Annotated in this window: 12 protein-coding genes; 10 read left to right on the top strand and 2 right to left on the bottom strand. The window is 45.6% G+C overall.

The annotated features are described in order from the left end of the window. The first annotated feature begins 125 nt into the window (after positions 1–125). The 9 genes from A6049_RS09830 to A6049_RS09790 all read left to right on the top strand — a co-directional run bounded on the left by A6049_RS09830 (position 126) and on the right by A6049_RS09790 (position 14,776). Positions 126–413: a hypothetical protein gene (locus A6049_RS09830; RefSeq protein WP_063564467.1), complete on the top strand. Its 288-nt coding sequence runs from the start codon at positions 126–128 to the stop codon at positions 411–413. Positions 414–648: 235 nt separating this feature from the next. Then, on the top strand, positions 649–1,170 hold the full coding sequence (locus A6049_RS09825; RefSeq protein WP_063564466.1) for a GNAT family N-acetyltransferase: 522 nt from the start codon (positions 649–651) through the stop codon (positions 1,168–1,170). Positions 1,171–1,558: 388 nt separating this feature from the next. Continuing rightward, positions 1,559–2,410, top strand: a complete 852-nt coding sequence (gene rhaD, locus A6049_RS09820; protein ID WP_063564465.1) for a rhamnulose-1-phosphate aldolase — start codon at positions 1,559–1,561, stop codon at positions 2,408–2,410. Positions 2,411–2,694: 284 nt separating this feature from the next. Beyond that, complete coding sequence (locus tag A6049_RS09815; RefSeq protein ID WP_063564464.1) at positions 2,695–4,512, top strand: APC family permease; 1,818 nt, start codon at positions 2,695–2,697, stop codon at positions 4,510–4,512. A gap of 498 nt (positions 4,513–5,010) precedes the next feature. Beyond that, positions 5,011–5,877, top strand: a complete 867-nt coding sequence (locus A6049_RS09810) for a carbohydrate ABC transporter permease (RefSeq protein ID WP_371129256.1) — start codon at positions 5,011–5,013, stop codon at positions 5,875–5,877. Then, a complete protein-coding gene (locus tag A6049_RS09805; RefSeq protein ID WP_063564462.1) occupies positions 5,874–6,695 on the top strand; it encodes a carbohydrate ABC transporter permease in 822 nt (273 codons plus the stop codon). The genes A6049_RS09810 and A6049_RS09805 overlap by 4 nt, the downstream gene beginning before the upstream one ends. Before the next feature lie 295 nt (positions 6,696–6,990). Next, complete coding sequence (locus A6049_RS09800; protein ID WP_063564461.1) at positions 6,991–8,364, top strand: ABC transporter substrate-binding protein; 1,374 nt, start codon at positions 6,991–6,993, stop codon at positions 8,362–8,364. 487 nt (positions 8,365–8,851) lie between these two features. Continuing rightward, positions 8,852–14,407, top strand: coding sequence for an S-layer homology domain-containing protein (locus A6049_RS09795; protein ID WP_063564460.1), 5,556 nt, complete (start codon positions 8,852–8,854; stop codon positions 14,405–14,407). 156 nt (positions 14,408–14,563) lie between these two features. Then, positions 14,564–14,776 carry an immunity 17 family protein gene (locus A6049_RS09790; RefSeq protein WP_063564459.1) on the top strand — a complete coding sequence of 71 codons (213 nt, stop codon included), beginning with the start codon at positions 14,564–14,566 and terminating at the stop codon, positions 14,774–14,776. A 181-nt stretch (positions 14,777–14,957) separates the two neighbouring features. On the opposite strand, the gene A6049_RS09785 is transcribed toward A6049_RS09790, so the two are convergent. Further along, positions 14,958–17,549: a glycine betaine ABC transporter substrate-binding protein gene (locus A6049_RS09785; protein WP_063564458.1), complete on the bottom strand. Its 2,592-nt coding sequence runs from the start codon at positions 17,547–17,549 to the stop codon at positions 14,958–14,960. Next, positions 17,515–18,744: a quaternary amine ABC transporter ATP-binding protein gene (locus A6049_RS09780; RefSeq protein WP_063564457.1), complete on the bottom strand. Its 1,230-nt coding sequence runs from the start codon at positions 18,742–18,744 to the stop codon at positions 17,515–17,517. Before A6049_RS09780 ends, A6049_RS09785 begins: the two co-directional genes overlap by 35 nt. A gap of 497 nt (positions 18,745–19,241) precedes the next feature. Here A6049_RS09780 and A6049_RS09775 point away from each other — a divergent pair, with 497 nt between their 5' ends. Then, positions 19,242–19,814 (top strand): GbsR/MarR family transcriptional regulator, encoded by a 573-nt coding sequence (locus tag A6049_RS09775; protein WP_063564456.1) that lies wholly within the window; start codon positions 19,242–19,244, stop codon positions 19,812–19,814. Positions 19,815–19,903: the final 89 nt, after the last annotated feature.

Raw genomic sequence — 19,903 nt, 5'->3', positions numbered from 1 at the left:
GCTTTTTTTGTGTCTAGTATTCTAGCGTCTCTATTAAAATGGACGTTATCACACGGTCATTTTACCGTTACATTAATAGATTCCAAACATAGAATACTGTATCAAAGCAAAAGGAGGTGATTTCCATGGCCATCCTTTTACCGCAACAATTTTATGCCTTAGATGCAAGCGTGGGTAAATCGTATTATGAAAACCTCGCTGGAGGCACGAATGCCAGCATCACGGTGAACAATTTTGGTACTGCCCCGGTAGATCTGGTTGTGACTCGTGTTAACGCTCCAGTGATCACGTATATGATCCCAGCTGGCAACAGCCTTACGTTGTCTGTTGATTTGCTGCTCGTAGCTGCTTTGTTGACTACTCCGTCAGGTGCTTCAACAGGCACAATTCAAATCGCAACATCTGATTTCTAATGAATGTAGCGTGCTTTGTGAACCTCTGTCGGACATGTTGTCGGCAGAGGTTTTTCTTTTTTTTTATGGATGCATCATATCGATTCAATCAAGAAACAGCCTCAGAAATTGTATGTGCGACCCCAGTGATATAATAGGTTTAGATCAAATTTTTGTTTACATAGGTTACTATTCGAGTAATTTATATTAGGAACATCGTGAAGACTAATGTTGTGAAACAGGAGGTTATTGGACGATGAAAAGACCAACGTTTCTTGAAACCGAGCGGCTTGTTTTCTCGACATGGAATGAAGAAGACCGTGCTCTGGCTTCCGCTCTATGGGGAGATCATGAGGTATCGAAGTGGATTAGCAGCAAAGGATTTCTGAGCGAGGATGAAGTGGAAGCGAGATTGACTCAGGAATTAAAAAGGCAAGAAGATGTGGGAGTGCAATACTGGCCACTCTTTGAGAAAGATTCGGAAGTGTTTGTTGGTTGCTGTGGCTTGCGCCCGTATTCTCCGGAAGAAGAGATATATGAACTGGGATTTCATCTAACCCGGGATCATTGGGGCAAGGGCTACGCCATGGAGGCGGCACGGGCGGTGATTGACTATGCATTTGGCGAACTGAAGGCTAAAGCGTTGTTTGCCGGGCATCATCCAGATAATGAAGTGTCACGTCACATGCTGTCCAAGCTGGGCTTTGAGTATGTACGGGATGAGCGTTATGAACCGACAGGACTGATGCGCCCGTCCTATTTGCTGAAAAAGGAATAAATATGTTCCAAAATGCAGCACAACGTCTTTAAATATATAGCATAAATGGATGGATAGCAGCGGTGACCGTCATTTTTTGGTAAAGGGGTTTTCATCGTTTTTTTATTTCATTTTCAGCTTCTATTAAGGTAGCAGAGGTAAGATAATTCTTGTAAACCCCTTCTCGTGTTAGATAGATGTGTGACTGACCTCGCCGGACGCCGGTGAGGTATTTTTTTTCTTATTTTTATAAATATACACAAAACAAACATAAACAAAAATAAATGAAGTGTTTTTATCTGTGAATCATTGACTTATAAAGATAAACAAAGGTATAATGAATGTGAAAAAAGGAACTTACTATGTACGTGATGGGCATTCTATTTTTTATCATGAGGAGAGAATGATGATGAACGTGACCCTTACCAATGAAACAACGCAGGCTGCGGGCTTCCATATCCCATTTGTTCGTGAGATGGCGGAGATTACTCAACATATGTGGAAAAACGGGTGGGATGAACGCAATGGTGGCAATGTCAGCTATCTGCTGGGGGAAGAGGAAGTTGCCAAATATATCGATATCAACCATGTGATCCGCAAGATCAAACCAGCATTTTCGATGCATGAGCTGGCAGGCAAGTATTTTATTGTGACTGCTTCGGGCAAATATTTCAAAAATGTACTGGCTGATCCGGAGAGCAATCTGGGGTTGCTACGAGTATCGAATGATGGACAGGAGCTGGAAGTGCTGTGGGGGCTAAAGTCGGGAGCGAACCCAACGAGTGAATTGCCTACGCATTTTATGAGTCATATCGAACGTCTGAAAGTCGACTCGAAACACCGGGTTGTGATGCACAACCATGCGACCAATGTGCTGGCGATGACCTTTATCCATGAGTTGGATGAAATGAAATTTACAAAGACGCTGTGGCAGATGTGTACGGAATGCGTTGTCGTATTTCCTGACGGTGTTGGTATTATTCCGTGGATGGTGCCTGGATCGAATGAAATTGGACGGGAAACGGCTGAGAAAATGAAGGAATACCATGCGGTCATTTGGCCGCAGCATGGGATTTTTGGAACAGGTACAACGATTGATGAAGCCTTTGGCCTCATTGAGACTATTGAGAAAGCGGCTCAGGTGTATATGCTGGTTGCAGGTCATGAGATCAGACAGAGAATTACGGATGAGCAGCTAGCTACATTGGCCCAAGCTTTCGGTGTCACTCCACGTCCTGGTATATTGGGCATAGAAGTTTGACGGATCGAAATCGTATAAAAGAAAGAGCTACAACACAGCCTAATATGAATGGTCTTTGGTTTATTAAACCGAAGGCCATTTCCTTTTTTTCGGCGAACAAACGCCATTTTGGTTCAAAAACGTTCAAAAAACTGATAAAGCGCGGCTTTGTTATCGATTATTGAATCGTAGAATGCATTATCACACGCTGGCGAAATTCGGGTGAAATGACGTATTGTCAATGGCTCGGCGATTTTGCATAATAACAATGCTTCACAGATGAAAGACGGAAGGAAGTTATGATCATGCTTGGCAAAATGAAGAGAATCTTAATAGGCAAGCCTATGAAATCGGCTGAATTGGATGCAGAAAAATTGGGGAAATGGAAGGCACTTGCCATCCTGTCCTCCGATGCACTATCGTCCGTTGCCTACGGTACGGAGCAGATCTTACTGGTGCTCGTTGCGGCCGGATTCGCCGCCTTGTGGTACTCTGTTCCAATCTCCATCGCCGTGTTGGGATTACTCGTCATTTTAATTTTTTCCTACCGCCAGACGATTTTTGCTTATCCAACAGGAGGCGGCGCGTATATCGTAGCCAAGGATAATCTCGGCACGGCTCCGAGCTTGATTGCCGGAGGATCTTTGCTGGTCGATTATATTCTGACTGTTGCTGTAAGTTCGTCCGCAGGGACCGATGCGATTACATCTGCCTTTCCAATGCTTCATGATTACAGCATCGTCATTGCACTGATCATGATTGTATTTCTGACTATTATGAATTTGCGAGGGGTGACGGAATCAGCTTCCGTATTGGCGATCCCCATATATCTGTTTATCTTTTCGATTGCGATTCTGATTATCTCCGGAGGTATCAAATTTCTGGCTGGTGGCATGGAAGCTGCGGCCCCAGAATTCGGAACGAGTATGTCTCATGTGAGTCTGTTTCTGCTGCTGAAGGCATTCAGCTCGGGTTGTTCGGCCTTGACCGGGGTTGAGGCGGTGAGTAACGCCATTCCGAACTTCAAGCAGCCTGCGGAGAAAAATGCAGCAGGAACCTTGATGCTTATGGGATGTATTCTGGGAGCCATGTTTATCGGGATTACGTTACTTGCTTATGGTTACGGGGTGAAGCCTGATCCGAAAGCCACAGTCATTTCCCAGATTGCCGAAGCGACATTTGGCAGGGGTACGATGTATTTTATTATTCAGGGTGTAACGGCCTTGATTCTGTTCCTGGCAGCGAATACGGCCTATTCTGCTTTCCCGCTGCTGTCCTTCATGATGGCAAAGGATAAATATATGCCACATATGTTTATGGTTAGAGGAGACCGCCTTGGCTTCTCGAACGGTATTATTTTTCTCAGTGTGATGTCTGCCTTGCTGGTTGTTGGATTCAAAGGAAATACGGAAAGCTTGATTCCGCTCTACGCGGTGGGCGTGTTCATTCCATTCACCCTGTCGCAGCTGGGCATGATGATTCGCTGGATCAAAGTCAAACCATCCGGATGGGGTGTGAAGCTGCTCGTCAATACGATTGGTATGCTGACCACACTGTCGATTACATTGATTTTTATATTCACCAAGTTCACACAAACATGGGTTATCTTTATTTTCCTGCCACTCGTCGTTTATGTGTTCATGCGCATTCACCGTCATTACTGTAACATCGCGGATGAATTGAGGATTGATATCAAGCTGGAGAAACCGGTGAGAAAGGGCAATACGATCGTCATTCCGGTGGCTGGCATTACAAGGGTGGTCATGAATACAATCTCTTACGCCCAGACGATGTCAGATCACGTGGTTGCCTTGTATATCGGGTTCGATGATGAAGCCATTCGCAAGATGGAGCAGAAGTGGGAAGAGTGGAACCCTGGCGTTCGCCTGGTTGTCATTAAATCAAGATACCGCAGTATTATGGGACCGCTCAAGAAGTTCATTGATACCGTGGAATGGAAAACGGCCGAGACGGACCATATCACGATTCTAATTCCACAGTTCATCACCAAGCATTGGTGGCAAAATGTACTACACAACCAGACCAGCTTCATGATCCGCGCTTATTTGATCAATTACAAAGACGTGATTGTTACAACAGTGCCGTATCATCTCAATCGTTAAAAGGCTTCGTCTACACTGGCCAATGGCATGAAAAGAGTATGTCATATGCTTATATGCCATCCATTTTCTTTGGGATTCTCTACCGAAAATTTTGCGTTAACATTAAATATCCAGTTTTCTGTTAAATTGATTGAGTAGATATCGAATCGTTGTTCATCTTCCCTTAACACATAAAGCCGCACGAACGTTCCCGAATCAAGGGAGTTCTTGCGGTTTTTTTGCTGTTTGCTGAGCTTGTTATGAAGTCTATTTAACATCCCTTGTTTGGTAAAGTCGCTTGTCCACGATTAACGCTGCGTTGATTCAGAACGGATGCTGCTGTGACAGTTGGCTTTTACACTAGATAATGTGGGTGATGAAGTTCACACACCGAATGCGTAGATCAAGGGGGAAGAAAATCCGATGAGTGAGCTTGACAACCGGATCGGCTTGCCTGCTGCCAGACGGCGCGTATGGGGTACAAGTCAGCGCCGGACAGCTTCGCTGCGTGTGCAGCGAATGCGGGAGAATATGCTGGCCTATGGTTTCCTGGCACCATCGCTGCTTTTATTTGCAGTGTTTCTGTTTTATCCGATGTTCAAGTCGGTGTACCTGAGTCTGCATTCCACTGACCCTACCGGACAGATTGCAGCTTATGTGGGACTGGACAATTTCAAGGCGGTATTCCAGTCCGGACTGTTCCTGCAAGGCATGAAAGTGACGTTGCTATTTGTCCTGTTTACCGTGCCAACCGGCATGCTGGCAGCTCTGATTCTAGCGGCATTAACACACAACCGTTTCAAGGGAATGCGTATATTCCAGTTTGTATTCTCTCTGCCCGTGGTATTGTCTGTCGGTTCATCGGCGGTCATCTGGAAGTTCCTGTTCCATCCGACCTTGGGCATGCTTAATTATTTATTGGGAAAAGTTGGAATAGATCCAATTCCCTGGCTGACCAGCCCGGATTGGGCCTTAATATCGATCTCCATTATGACGATTTGGATGAATCTCGGATTCAATTACATTATTCTATCCAGCGGATTACAGGGCATCCCGGATGAAATTTATGAGAGCGCGAAGATTGATGGCGCAGGTCCTTTACTTACTTTTCGCAAAATCTCGATGCCACTGCTGTCGCCAACCCTGTTTTTCGTCACAGTTGTATCGATCATTGGTGCGTTCCAATCATTTGGTCAAATCAACATTCTAACCCGTGGTGGCCCGATGGACAGCACCAATGTATTCGTATATTCCATCTATCAGGAAGCGTTTGTTAATTTCCGCTTTGGGACGGGCAGTGCGCAGGCGCTTATCCTGTTCGCGGTCATTATGCTGCTGACCCTGATTCAGTTCAAATGGGTGGAAAGGAAAGTGCATTACCAATGAGGACACCATGGACCAAAACATTGCTGTATATGTTGCTTACAATCTGTGCGGCACTTGTACTGTATCCGGTGCTGTACACCTTTTTCATGGCGGTCATGACGCCGGAGGATGCCAGTGCGTATCCGCCTCATATCATCCCGCAATCGATAGACCTGTCCAATTTCACGGAAGTATTCGATATCGTTCCGATTGGTTCGTTTATCGGCAATACATTCCTGGTGGCAGGACTGACGATGCTTGGTCAGCTTGTTACAGCGAGTATGGCGGCCTATGCATTCGCGAAAATGGAGTTTAAAGGCAAGAACGTCATCTTTAGCATGTTTGTGGCGACGATGATGATTCCTTGGGAAGTCACCATGATCCCGAACTATCTGACGGTGCGCAGTTGGGGCTGGCTCGATACGTATCAGGGACTGACCATTCCGTTCCTGGCAACAGCGTTCGGTACATTCCTGCTGAGACAATTCTTCATGCAGCTGCCCAAGGAACTGTTTGAAGCAGCGAAGATCGATGGCTGTGGGCATATCCGGTATTTTGTGTCCCATGTCCTGCCATTGTCTCGCCCGGCACTTGGAACATTGGCAATCTATTCGTTCCTGAGCATGTACAACTCCTATCTGTGGCCACTGCTTGTTACAAATACTCCAGAGATGAGGACGGTACAGATCGGGATCTCGATGCTGGAGTTCCAGGAATCCACAGCATGGAATCTGGTGTTTGCCGGCACAGCGCTTGTTATTTTACCGTCGCTGCTGCTTCTGGTCTTCGGCTTGAAACAGCTTGTCCGCGGTATGGCCGCAGGCGCCCTGAAGGGGTAAGGTACTAAGATTTGTTTTAAGGATTTGGAAGGTGGGCGTTTGGATACCCAGGAGCGAATAAACAAGGCCTCACTCTTGAAATATGTTCTTTGAAGCCTGCAAAAGTAGTGTAGGGGACGAAATCGATTCTGTAGAAGCGAAGCGTTCGCCTTTATCACCGGATTTTCCCCTTTGAGAGAGATGAAAAAAATCCGGTGATAACAGCGATCGAAAGAACGATTCGGACCCGTAACGGCCACCTTGCAGAAATTAAAGCACTTATTGTGAAGTGAGCCTCAAAAAAAGGAGAGCGATTATGATCGGGTTTCGTTTGAAAAAAAGAGGAACATTTGCATTGATGTTGGCTGCACTTATGCTGGTATTGTCCGCTTGTGGCGGAAAAACCGAAACAACAAGCACAACGGGCGGAGCGCAGGCAGATGCTGCAGCTGCTGAACCGGTACAACTGACGTGGTGGCATTCGATGTCGGGTGCAGGGGAGAAAGCCATTAATCAACTCGCTTCCGATTTCAACGCAAGTCACCCGGACATTCAGGTGAAGGCAATCTATCAAGGGAAATATGATGAGAGCCTGAACAAACTCAAAGCTTCCATGGGTTCGGACAGTGGTCCGGATATTATCCAAGTGTACGAGATCGGCAGCAAGTTTATGATCGATTCGGGCATGATTACGCCGGTACAGCAATTTATCGATAAAGATAAGTTCGATCTGTCCCAATTGGAGCCCAATATCATCCGTTATTACACCATCGATGGCAAATTAAATGCGATGCCGTTCAACACATCGAACCCGATTCTGTATTACAACAAAGATATGTTCAAAGCTGCTGGTCTGGACCCGGAGAACCCGCCTAAGACATATGAAGAGTTTGAGCAAGCAGCTAAAGCACTGGCGAAAGACGGTAAACCAGGTGCATCCATGGCCATCTATGGCTGGTTTATGGAACAGTTCTTTGCGAACCAGAATGCAGATTATGTAAACAATGGTAACGGAAGAACCGGTGCAGCGACTGAATCCATGCTGAACTCCGAAGCTGGTGTGAAGACTTTGACATGGTGGAAAAAGATGATGGACGAGAAAACCGTCTCTAATCTGGGACGCAGCACTGACGATACGACCGCTGCGTTTACCGCACAGCAAATCGGTATGACGCTGGATTCCACCGCTGGATTGCGCAAAATTGTAGAGGGTGCTGGTGGCAAGTTTGAGCTGGGAACAGGCTTCCTGCCACGTCCAGCAGATGCCAAAGAAGGCGGCGTCGTTGTTGGTGGCGCAAGCTTGTATATCATGAACAACAAATCCGAAGCTCAACAGCAAGCCGCTTGGGAGTTTATCAAGTACCTGGCTACACCTAAGGTACAAGCCAACTGGAGTGTTGCGACAGGATACTTCCCTATTACGACAGCAGCCTACGATGAGCAAGTATTAAAGGATAATATGGCGAAGTACCCGCAATTCCAGACAGCAGTCGACCAATTGCACGCTTCCGCGGATTCGACAGCAACATCCGGGGCTGTAATGGGTGTATTCCCCGAAGCCCGTCAAATTGTCGAAGGAGCGATCGAGACAGTTCTGAATGGACAAGGTACACCGCAAGACGTATTGGATGCAGCAGCGAAGCAAATTACAGACAAGATTGGGCAGTATAACAGCACGGTGAAGAAGTAACTTATTTCTTGAAATAGGACAAACTTTAGGCTGGATATAGCAAAGTTGAAATGTATGGCTTAACTTAGGATTTCATAACGAGTGAGACGTATGCGATGGTCAACCCTGACTGTCGCATCGTTTTGCTGTGAAAATATCTTGAACAAAATTGCTTTAAGGCGAATTGGCTATAGGGATATCTAGCAATATATGTCGAATACAGAGATCCACATCTTTATTATGTCAGTTTAAGTTACTCAATATAGGTTTTTATACACAGAAATTCACTATAAAAGTAATAAATCTGACATATAAAAGCTGTGAAGTAGTACTTTTTTACCTATTTTTATTTTTTGTCATCAATTTTGTGATGTTTGTGTTCTATTTTATATCATTTAAAAAGAATATTGTTTACACGTAATAGAAGTTCAGTTATCTTATATTTGAACTAATGTACAAGCTTCATGAACAAATGATTATGAATTTAAAACATGGAGGTAGGTAAAAGATGCATGTTCTGCAAATGAAGAGGTGGCTCAGGTTGTTCCTGGCCATGGTCCTGCTCATCACGGGTGCCATTCCAGCCGGATTGTTCAGCAGTAAGGCAGCCGCGGCGGATGAGCCGTTAACGGTTGCTCAGGCGATAGCTCGCAACAATGATGGACTACCGGGGACAGTAGAAGGATACGTTATCGGGTACTTTAACAATAATTCTAAAAACCAACTTCAAACCGAAGCTCCGTTTAGTGGAGGAAGTAATTTCGGACTTGCCGATACTCCAGGGGAAAGGGATTTAAGCAAGATTATGTCTGTTCAAATTCCCAGTGATACCTCCGTACGTGACATATTTGGATTAAATAAAAATCCCGAGCTGTTTGGTAAAAAAGTCAGGATAACCAATGGAACGTTAGCTTCCTATCTTTCTCTTCCTGGCCTCAAATACATTGACTCCTCTTCAACAACCTTCCAACTGATCGATGAGACTCCAGTAACTAAAGTGGCGAACGTCACAGCCAATCCTGCTTCAGGCGCAGTTCCAACTGGGACCAAGGTGGCCTTAGAAACAACCACAGTCGGTGCAACTGTATACTACAAGCAGAATACGGACACTGATTATCTTCCCTACACCGTGCCTATTACAGTAAATGATGCAATTCACATTGAAACCTACGCAGTCAAAGAGGGGATCGAAAATAGTGATGTTAAGAGTTTCGATTACACCCTCGTCGACAACACCCCCATTTCAATCTCCGAAGCACGAAATAAATCTGAGAATACACCGGTTACTGTACAAGGAATTGTAACTTATCGCGAAGAATCCGGAGGATTGGCGAATCTATACATTCAGGATGATCATGCAGGAATCGTCATTCGTGGAACAGATGCCACCGTGGAGCCAGGTGACCGTATTGAAGCTTATGGTCCGCTGACGATCTATAACGGTTTGCTTCAGGTAGAGAAGGACAAGACCGGATTTCCAGGCGGTTATATTAAGGTCTTGGATAAAACACAAGATATCCCTGAACCCGTTACACTGACATCCAAAGACTTCACACCTGCTGAAGGCGGAGGAAAGGGTGCAGGTGGCATTTATGAAGGGATGCTTGTCGAAGTCAAAGCTATTACAGTGACAAGAAGTAGCAGTTCCACCTTTTATGCGACAGATGCCGATGGTGGAGAGATCATGATCTATGCCAAAAATAGCCCTACTGCACTGGCAACAGGCAAAACATACGAAAAAGTGACAGGGGTTATGACCTATCATACAAGTTATGGTCTTGAACTGATTCCACGTACAGCATCGGATGTTGTCGAAAATCTGCTCTCTGTTACAGCCAGTGCTCCATCAGGCGGTCTTGTCAAAGGATCAACAGTGACATTGTCATCGCCAACGGCAGGAGCAGAAATCTATTATACGGTTGATGGTACTGAACCAACCCAAACATCCACAAAGTATAGTGCTCCGATTACAGTAGACCAGGACACGAATGTTAAAGCTATTGCTGTATCGGGTGGAAATACAAGTGAGGTATATACCTTTACTTACAAAGTTCTTCATGAACTGGACAATCTTAGAATCCATGATATTCAAGGAGCTTCCCATAACTCTTTGTATGATGGTTTAGCTGTTCAGAATGTCGAAGGTATTGTGACTTATGTTGTAAATGCAAGCTCCTTCTATATACAGGAGGTTCCTGGAATGGAAGATGAAGATCTGAAAACATCCGAAGGAATTCTCATCTATAAGTCTTCTCATGGAATGACAGTAGGCAACAAGGTGAAGGTGTCGGGTCAAGTCAAAGAATATGCAACAGCGACGACTGAGCTGTCTACGACAGAGATCGTTGCAACAACAATTACGGTTGAAGACAACAACCAACAACTTCCTGAGCCTGTGATTCTGGGAACTAACGATCGAATCATCCCTAATGTAATTGATTCAGATCAGTTTGGGGAGTTTAACCCGGAAACGGATGCGATCGATTTTTATGAGAGTTTGGAAGGAATGAGAGTACAACTTGATAATGCGACAATTATCGGTCCATATTCCAGTGAACCGGGCCTGGCAGTTGTCGTTGACAATGGTTTGAATAATCCGGTACGCACACCAGCAGGAGGTGTTATCCTGACTGCGGATAGTACAGAACCCTACGAGAGTGCGCTTAATCCGCAACGATTGTTCATTAACAAAAAGCCGTCTCAGGCGGTCAAAACTGGTGACAAGTTTACTGAGTCCGTCAAAGGTGTTATGACGTATTCCAACGGCAATTTCAAGGTTAATCCGGAGGGGAATCTTCCAGTCATCACTTCCGGCGGGCTTGAGCAAGCAACAACGACGATTCAGCAGGCCGATGGTAAGTTGACGATTGCAACTTTTAATGTGGAAAATTTCAGCAAGAAGGATGCAGCGAGAGCTATCAAAATCGGTGGAATTGTAGTCAATAATCTAAAGAATCCAGATATTATTGGCATAATGGAAGTACAAGATAATGATGGAGCTACAGACAGTGGAACAACTGCTGCTGATGCAAGTTTCCAAACTCTGATTGATGCTATTGCATCTAAAGGTGGTCCTACCTATAAATACACGGATATTGCTCCAGAAAACAATAAGGATGGTGGAGCTCCGGGGGGGAACATTCGTGTAGGATTCTTATACAATGAGTCACGTGTAACCCTGAAACAAGGAAATAAAGGGGACGCAGTAACGAGTATCCAAGTGGAAACGGACGGAAGCTTGTCCCTGAATCCTGGACGGATTGATCCAACAAACGATGCTTTTGCAAGCTCGCGCAAGCCGCTCGCTGCTGAATTCGAGTTCAACGGAGAACGTGTTGTTGTGATTGCAAATCATCTGAATTCCAAAGGCGGCGATCTGAAGCCTTACGGAAGTATACAGCCTGCGACAAGAAGTAGTGAAATTCAACGTGCACGACAGGCAACTGCTGTAAACCGTTTTGTTAAAGAACTGCTAAACAAAGACCCAGAGGTAAATGTTGCTGTTCTTGGCGACTTCAATGACTTCCAGTTCTCCAAAACATTGAATATTATCGAAGGTAATGAACTGGATAATTTGGTAAACAAACTGCCAGAGAACAAGCGTTATTCCTACATCTATGATGGAAACTCTCAGACACTGGATCATATTCTGGTGAGCAAAAATCTGTCTGAAACAGCAGCTATTGAAGCGGTTCATGTGAATGCTGACTTCGAAGATTCACATGGGCGTGTCAGTGACCATGATCCGTTGCTTGCACAGCTAAGCATTGGAAGCACAGCAGAAGAGGGTGACTTCAACCTGCGTGTGTTGCACACCAATGATACGCACGTGCATTTGGATAACATCCCGCGCCGCGTAACAGCTATTAAAGAAACACGCAATGATAACACCCTGGTGCTGGATGCAGGGGACGTATTCTCGGGTACATTGTACTTTAACCTCTTTAACGGTCTGGCGGATCTCGAATTCATGAACATGATCGGATACGATGCGATGACCTTCGGAAACCATGAGTTTGATAAAGGCCCAAGCGTACTCAAGAAATTTATTGAAAAAGCGGAATTCCCATTTGTGAGTGCCAATATTGACTATACGAAGGATGCGAGTTTGGGTGGCTTGTACAACAGTACCATCGGAAATCCAGGTGAGAATTCCCAAATCTATCCGGCCATTATCACGGAAGTAAACGGCGAGAAAGTCGGAATCTTTGGTTTGACGACACCGGATACCGTATCCCTGTCATCACCGGGAGATGATCTGAAGTTTAAGGATTACAAAGCAAGTGCGCAGGCAACAGTGAACATGCTGCAAGATGAAGGTATTAACAAAATCATCGCGCTGACGCATCTGGGTTACTCGGAAGACCTGAAACTAGCAGAAGCGGTAGAAGGCATCGACATCGTAGTGGGTGGTCATTCACACACCATTCTGAACAAACCGGTGGTTGTAGATACGCACACCGATCCGACGCTGGTCGTACAGACGGGAGAATATGACGTTTCCCTGGGTCAACTGGATGTAACGTTCAACGAAGCAGGCGTACTGACAACATGGAACGGCAAATTGCTGAACCTGGATGCAAAGGATGCCTCTGGTGCATACGTCTACGCCAATGATCCGGAAGCAGCCAAGAAATTAGAAAGCTATGCGAAACCTCTGGCTGAGTTCAAAAAAGAAGTAATCGGTAAAACGAACGTATTCCTTGATGGAGAACGCGGCAGTGTGCGTAAGCAGGAAACCAATCTCGGTAACCTGGTAGCAGACGGCATGCTAGAGAAAGTGAAATCTATTGTAAAGGAAAACAATGTTAAAGGATATGTAGCCATTCAAAATGGTGGAGGCATTCGGGAATCGTTCAAGGAGGGAGACATCACCCTGGAACAATTGCTGAAAATGATGCCAAATGGAAACAACCTGTCTGCGCTAAAAATGACAGGTAAGGAAATTACGGCTGCGCTGGAAAATGGCGTGAGTGGTGTAGAAACAGGCGAAGGGCGCTTCCCGCAAGTTTCAGGCATGCGTTTCTACTATGATTCCACGAAGCCGGGCGAGAAAGTTGACGCTATAACCAATACGGTGACCCAAGTCGGTCAACGCGTGCTCAAAGTACAGATTAAGAATGCCAATGGCACGTACACAGACATCGATCCAAACGCATACTACATCGTAGCGACGAACTCGTTTATGGCTAACGGTGGAGACTTCTATCGGTCCATGAGAGCGGCGAAGGATGACAACCGGTACTATGAACTGAACTTGGTCGATTATGAAGTCTTCCATGAACATCTGGACCGTGTAGGTACGGTAAATCAGACAACGGAAGGACGCAGTACCGATCTGAAGGGAGCTCCACTTCCGGGGGATGGCAACGGAAGCAATCCGGGCAGTGGTAATAGTGGTGGAGGTACAACGACACCAACCACACTTGTAACACCAACAGATCCAACAACTCCGACCACGCCTACAACACCTTCCGTTCCGGGGAATGGGAATGGAGGAGGTACTACACCAACCAATCCGGGTATGATTTTGAAAGATATCGGCAATCACTGGGCAGCAGTTGCCATTGAGCAGGCCATTTCCCGGGGAATTGTGAATGGATATCAGGACGGTAATTTCCGTCCAAATGGACCGGCAACACGCGCCGAGTTCATTGTAATGCTGGCAAGAGCATTTGAACTCCCAGCCAGCAGCAAGGCGTTGACGTTTAAGGATGCTTCCAAAATTCCAGCATGGGCACAATCCTTTATTGCTCAAGCTGTAGAACAAGGGATCATTAGTGGCTATACGGATGAGACGTTCCGTGCATCCGGCAAAGTATCCCGTGTAGAGATGACGGTTATGCTCGTAAGAGCGCTCGGACTTCCAGTTAAATCGAATGCCACACTAACCTTTGCAGATGCAAATAAAGTACCTGCATGGGCCGTACCTTATATCGCAGCTGCATATGATGCAGGACTGGTGAAAGGTACAGGCAAGAATATGTTTAACCCGCTCGCTGAAGCAACTCGTGCTGAAGTTGTAACCCTGTTGATGTCAGCGAGTGAGTTTCAGGCGAAGTAATAAGACTAATCAATCTTCCTATGAAAAGGGAGCCAATACTCTAATGAGAACAGCTTGCAGACCTTCATCTGCAAGCTGTTTTTTTACTAATTAATGACTGTTCATTTTTACCAGAGGAAGGTATAGTAGACAGGATTATATTGAAGGAGTGTTGAAATGCAAGATCAACCGGTTTTAATCGCACTATTGGCTATTGCCGCAGGGATTTTCAGTTTGTTGGGTGGAATCAATAATTGGGATTGGTTTATGAAGAGTTTTAGAGCAGGTCTCTTTGTGAAACCCATTGGACGTCAGGGTGCAAGAGTGGTGTATGGGATTTTTGGTATTGTGCTGATTACCATTGGCGTATTATTGTTGCTGATTGGGTAAGCATAGAAAAAGAAAAGAAATTTGTAGAGTCTGAGTACATAATTCAGTTTCACAGCTTTAAACACCTGATAGCTTTAACCCATTAGCTTACCTAATCAATTAAAAGTTACACTAAAAAAGACCACCGAAAAAATTCCGGTGGTCTTTTTGCCAAATTCAGGTTTATCCATCTCAATCTGGTTTAATTATCTTTTAAATCTTCAATGGAATTGATGTCCATATAGGTTGGTACAACCAGACCTGTTTTGGCACCGTCCATATTTGGACCGAGATCATCGATCTGATCCTTGTATTTGTTGAAATAATCTGCAGAGGTGAGCGGCAACCATGCAGCTGGAGTTGCATCTACATCACCATTGGCAATGCCGGTCCACATTGGACCGATCTCCACTTGAAGAGAGGTTACTTTGTAACCCAGTTTTTCTTTAAGGATGTACTCCAGCAAGTTCGTACTTGCAATCTCGGAGTCCCAAGCTACGTAACTTAGTTTAATGGAATCTCCATTCACCGGAGTCAGACCTTTGGTCCATTCAGCCACTTTGTCGCTATGCTTCTCTGCAAAAGCTGCTGCGGCTTTTTGGGGATCTTCTCCGTTTTGAATGGCAACCATGATTTCACCCATATCCTCAGGTGTCCAGGAGAAGCGATCCAGGAATTCATAAGCGACAGGTGTGTCTTCCTTTAACCCTTTACGGGCAATGGTATGAATTTGTTCTGCTTCACCGTAGACGCCTTCCGGATCGTCCAGGTATTTCAGGTCATATGCATTGAACATCCAATGCGGTGTCCAACCGGTAACGATAACCGGTTCCTTATTCTTAACCGCTTTATCCAGCGTAGCTGTCATTGCGGCTCCTGAACCTTCAACCAGTTTCCAGTCAGACAAACCGTATTTCTCAATGGCACTCGCTGTGGATTTCATAATTCCGGCACCTGGATCGATACCGATAATTTGGTGATTCACTTCATTTCCCACATTGGCATTCGCCGATGGAGTGGAGGAAGAAGCACCTGTTTCCAAATCTGCAATCGAATTAACGTCTGTCATGTATGCAGGAACAACGAGCCCTGTGCGTACACCGGTCATGTTGGCTCCCAGATCATCCACCTGGTCTTTGTAACGTTCCCAGTAGTCAGCGTGAGTCAATGGCAGCCAAGCTGCTGGAGAGGCATCTACGTCGCCTGAGGCGACACCCGTCCACATAGGTCCAGCTTCAACTTGCAGGGCGTTAACTTTATAGCCAAGTTTGCTTTCCATGACATATTTCAACAGGTTAGTACTAGCGATCTCGGAATCCCAGGCTACATAGCTAAGTTTAAATGCATCACCGTTAACTGGCGTCAGACCTTTGGTCCATTCGTCAATCTGGTCTGCATGTTTCTCAGCGTAGTCTTTTGCGGCTTCTTCTGGAGATGTACCATTTTGGATGGCACTCATCATTTCGCCCATTTCATCTGATGTCCATTGGAAACGGGACAGGAATTCATAAGCAACCGGGTGATCTCCTTTCAAGCCTTTACGTGCGATGGTGTGAATTTCTTCAGCATCACCGAAAGATTTTTCGGGATCATCCAGATATTTTAGATCATATTTGTTGAACATCCAGTGTGGAGTCCAGCCTGTAATAATGATCGGTTCTTCCGCTTTAATGGCTTTGTCCAGTGTGGCAGTCATCGCTGCACCAGATCCTTCAATCAGGGTCCAGTCCGTCAGATGATAATCTTCAATGGCTTTGGCAGCGGATTTCATAATGCCTGCACCCGGATCAATACCAATGATCTGATATTTGACTTCTTCACCTACAGCATTCGCTGGAGTGTTGTTACCGCCGGAAGAAGTACTGTTGCCGCCAACAAAGTATTGTGAGAAACCAGCTACGAGCACAACAAATGTGGCTGCAGCAGTAATCCAGGCTTTTTGTTTCGCTGAGAAGCGTGAGCTTTTCTTACGGCCTGGCATAAACAGATTTTGAGTGAAACGGTCAAGTACGATCGCGAGAACCACGACAGCCAGACCTGCTTCAAAACCTTTACCAATCTGCAACTGTGTTACCGCACGATAGACTTCCGCACCAATACCCTGTGCACCGATCATGGAAGCAATAACAACCATGGACAGCGACAGCATGATGGTTTGGTTAATCCCTGACATTACGGTAGGCAATGCGAGTGGAAGCTGTACTTTGAACAACTTTTGCATGGACGTAGAACCAAAAGCATCCGCTGCTTCGACCAGTTCGCCAGATACCTGCTTAATTCCGAGGTGAGTCAGGCGAATCGTAGGTGGAATCGCGAATATAACGGACGCGATAACACCGGGAACCACACCAAGGCTGAAGAAGGTTACCGCTGGCAGCAAGTAGACAAATGCAGGCATGGTCTGCATAAAGTCAAGCAATGGTGTAATAATCCGGGCTGCAGTTTTGCTGTATGCGAGCCAGATACCGATGGGAACACCAAGCAGAATGGAGACTAATCCTGACGTAATAACGAGGCCCAAAGTATCCATCGATTGGGACCAATATCCGAGGTTATCTACGAGCAAGAAACCGATAACTGTAAACAGGGTCAGTGGTATTCGGCCAACAAGATATGCCAATACACCGAGTATTACAATAAACAGGAGCGGATGGGGGAGCATGAACAGCCCGGAGAAAAATCCGACAACCTCCTGAATAACAACAGAAATGACTTTAAATAATCCGGAGAGCGAGGTGCTCATCCAGTCAACAATCGCTTCAATCCACGATGCTAGTGGTATTTTGGGAATCATTCACAAGTTCCTCCTTTACTGCAACTTCACCGCTTAGTGCTCCAAGCAGGGCACCGCGGACGATAACACCTTGCAGACGGCCGGTTTCGCCAACAACAGCGAGCGGCACATGGGCTGAACTTACAATTTCGAACAATTCATGAATCAGGGTTTCGGGCGCTACAGTCGGCCCATCCGTGATCAGAATATCGTTCAACACTTTGTTTTCGCGCATTGCGCGGGTTGCATCCTCTGCTGTAATAACACCAAGCAGCTTCTTCGAACGGTCAATGACAAACAGGTTGGAAATACCACGTTCGCGCATTAATTCGAGGGCAACACGAGGACCACGGTCAAGCGTAATCGTTTCAGGACGTCGCATAACATGAGATGCGGTAAGGACCTTGGACAAGTCCACGTCTTCGACGAAGCGGGCCACATATGAGTTGGCCGGTTGAATCATGATTTCTTCCGGAGTACCGATCTGCACGACTGCGCCGTCTTTCATGAGGGCAATACGATCGCCGATGCGCAGCGCTTCGTCCAAGTCATGGGTAATGAAAATAATGGTCTTTTTCATTTTATCCTGAAGCTCAATCAGCTCATCCTGCATATCCCGACGGATCAGTGGATCAAGTGCACTGAATGCTTCATCCATTAACAGGACTTCCGGGTCATTCGCCAGCGCACGGGCCAAACCTACACGTTGCTGCATCCCGCCACTTAGCTCATCCGGCATTTTGTCTTCCCAGCCTTTAAGGCCAACCAGTTCAAGCGACGTTTTTGCTTTTTCCCGACGTTCATCTTTATCTACTTTTTGAACTTCGAGACCATACTCCACATTATCGAGAACGGTACGGTGCGGGAATAACGCAAACTTCTGGAATACCATGCTGATCGTTTTCCGACGCACTTCGCGCAATTGTTCTTTGTTCATCTTACGTAGATCTTTACCATGGACAAGAATCTCTCCCGATGTCGGTTCAATCAGACGATTGAACATTCGAACAAGTGTAGACTTACCACTTCCGGACAGTCCCATGATGACGAAAATTTCACCTTCCTGAATTTCCATGTTGACCCGGTTGACACCAACCGTTATCTGTTTTTCTTTGGCCAACTTTTCTTTGCCCCAACCTTGCTCCAGTAATTGTAGACCTTGCTCGGTTTGGGGTCCAAACAGTTTACTTACATTTTTTACTTCAAGTATGGTCATGTTTTCACCCCTTCTGATGTGTTGTGCACTTCGAACGGCTTTCAGCATCCACAAGCCCATACACTTGTGCGCCCAGCCACGAAATCCGGTAATCGTTGCTTCGCTTCCCGTCTTTCTGGGTAACGTTTTGTATTCTAACAATACTTAACCCGTATAGCAACCGAATAAACAGTACATAATGTTTGTACAGTAAAAACTGTACAAAGTTTTCCGTCCATATGCTCCGTCATTCTCCTTATTCTGGCTAATAAGACACCTTTACATTTGATATCGCTTTTTCTTATATAGAAAATGTGCTGAATCTAAGCAGTTTTTTTTGGTTAAAAGATAGTCGTAGGCGTTTGCAACTTGGTCAAGCTCCCATGAAATACATGGGGTAACCTAAAGCCTGTTGGCATATAGGATGTCCTGCCGGATACTTTCCCATGTAAGCCGGATCTTAAACAGTTGCAATTATTTTGCCGAGACTGGGAATGTTGAGAATGGAGGTTGCAAGCATGAGCTTGGACCATTTACAAGAGGAACAGCAGGCAACCGTTCTTAGGATCCGTAAACGCGTCATTGAAGCCATTGGGCGTAATATGGATCTCTACGGCGTTACGCTGTCCACGGGACACTTATATGGATTGCTTTTTTTTGCAGACAAACCTATGACCCTTGACGATATGGGCCGGGAAATGGAAATGAGCAAAACGAGCATGAGTACCGGCGTACGTACACTGCTGGATCTAAAAATGGTGAATAAAGTATGGAGCAAAGGCTCCCGGAAAGACCTATATGAAGTGGAGTATGACTGGCATCAGACGTTTACGGATTATTTTGTGATTAAATGGAGAAAAGCCGTGGAGAGTAACCTTCAGGTACTGCGCAAATCCGTTGATGAACTGAATCGTTTGATTGCTGATCTGGATGAACAAGCAGATGCTGAACTTCTTCACATTCTTAAGGAAGACAAGCATAAGGTGCTTCAAGCAGAGGCCTACTACAAATGGCTGGATCGCTTGATTGATACCATGGAAGATGAAGAAATATACAAACTGGTTCCGAAGGAAGAGATTAAGGAACATTAATAACAGCAAAAGCAAAGAGCCCTTTCCGAATTGGAGAGGGCTCTTTTGTCTTGGGGGTTACGCACTTGTACATTTATAATGAAGAAAAA

It is taken from the genome of Paenibacillus sp. O199 (assembly GCF_001636635.1).
Taxonomy (GTDB): Bacteria; Bacillota; Bacilli; order Paenibacillales; family Paenibacillaceae; genus Paenibacillus; species Paenibacillus marchantiae.
The sequence above is the reverse complement of the archived record's forward strand: the minus strand, read 5'-3'. Positions and strand labels throughout refer to the sequence as shown.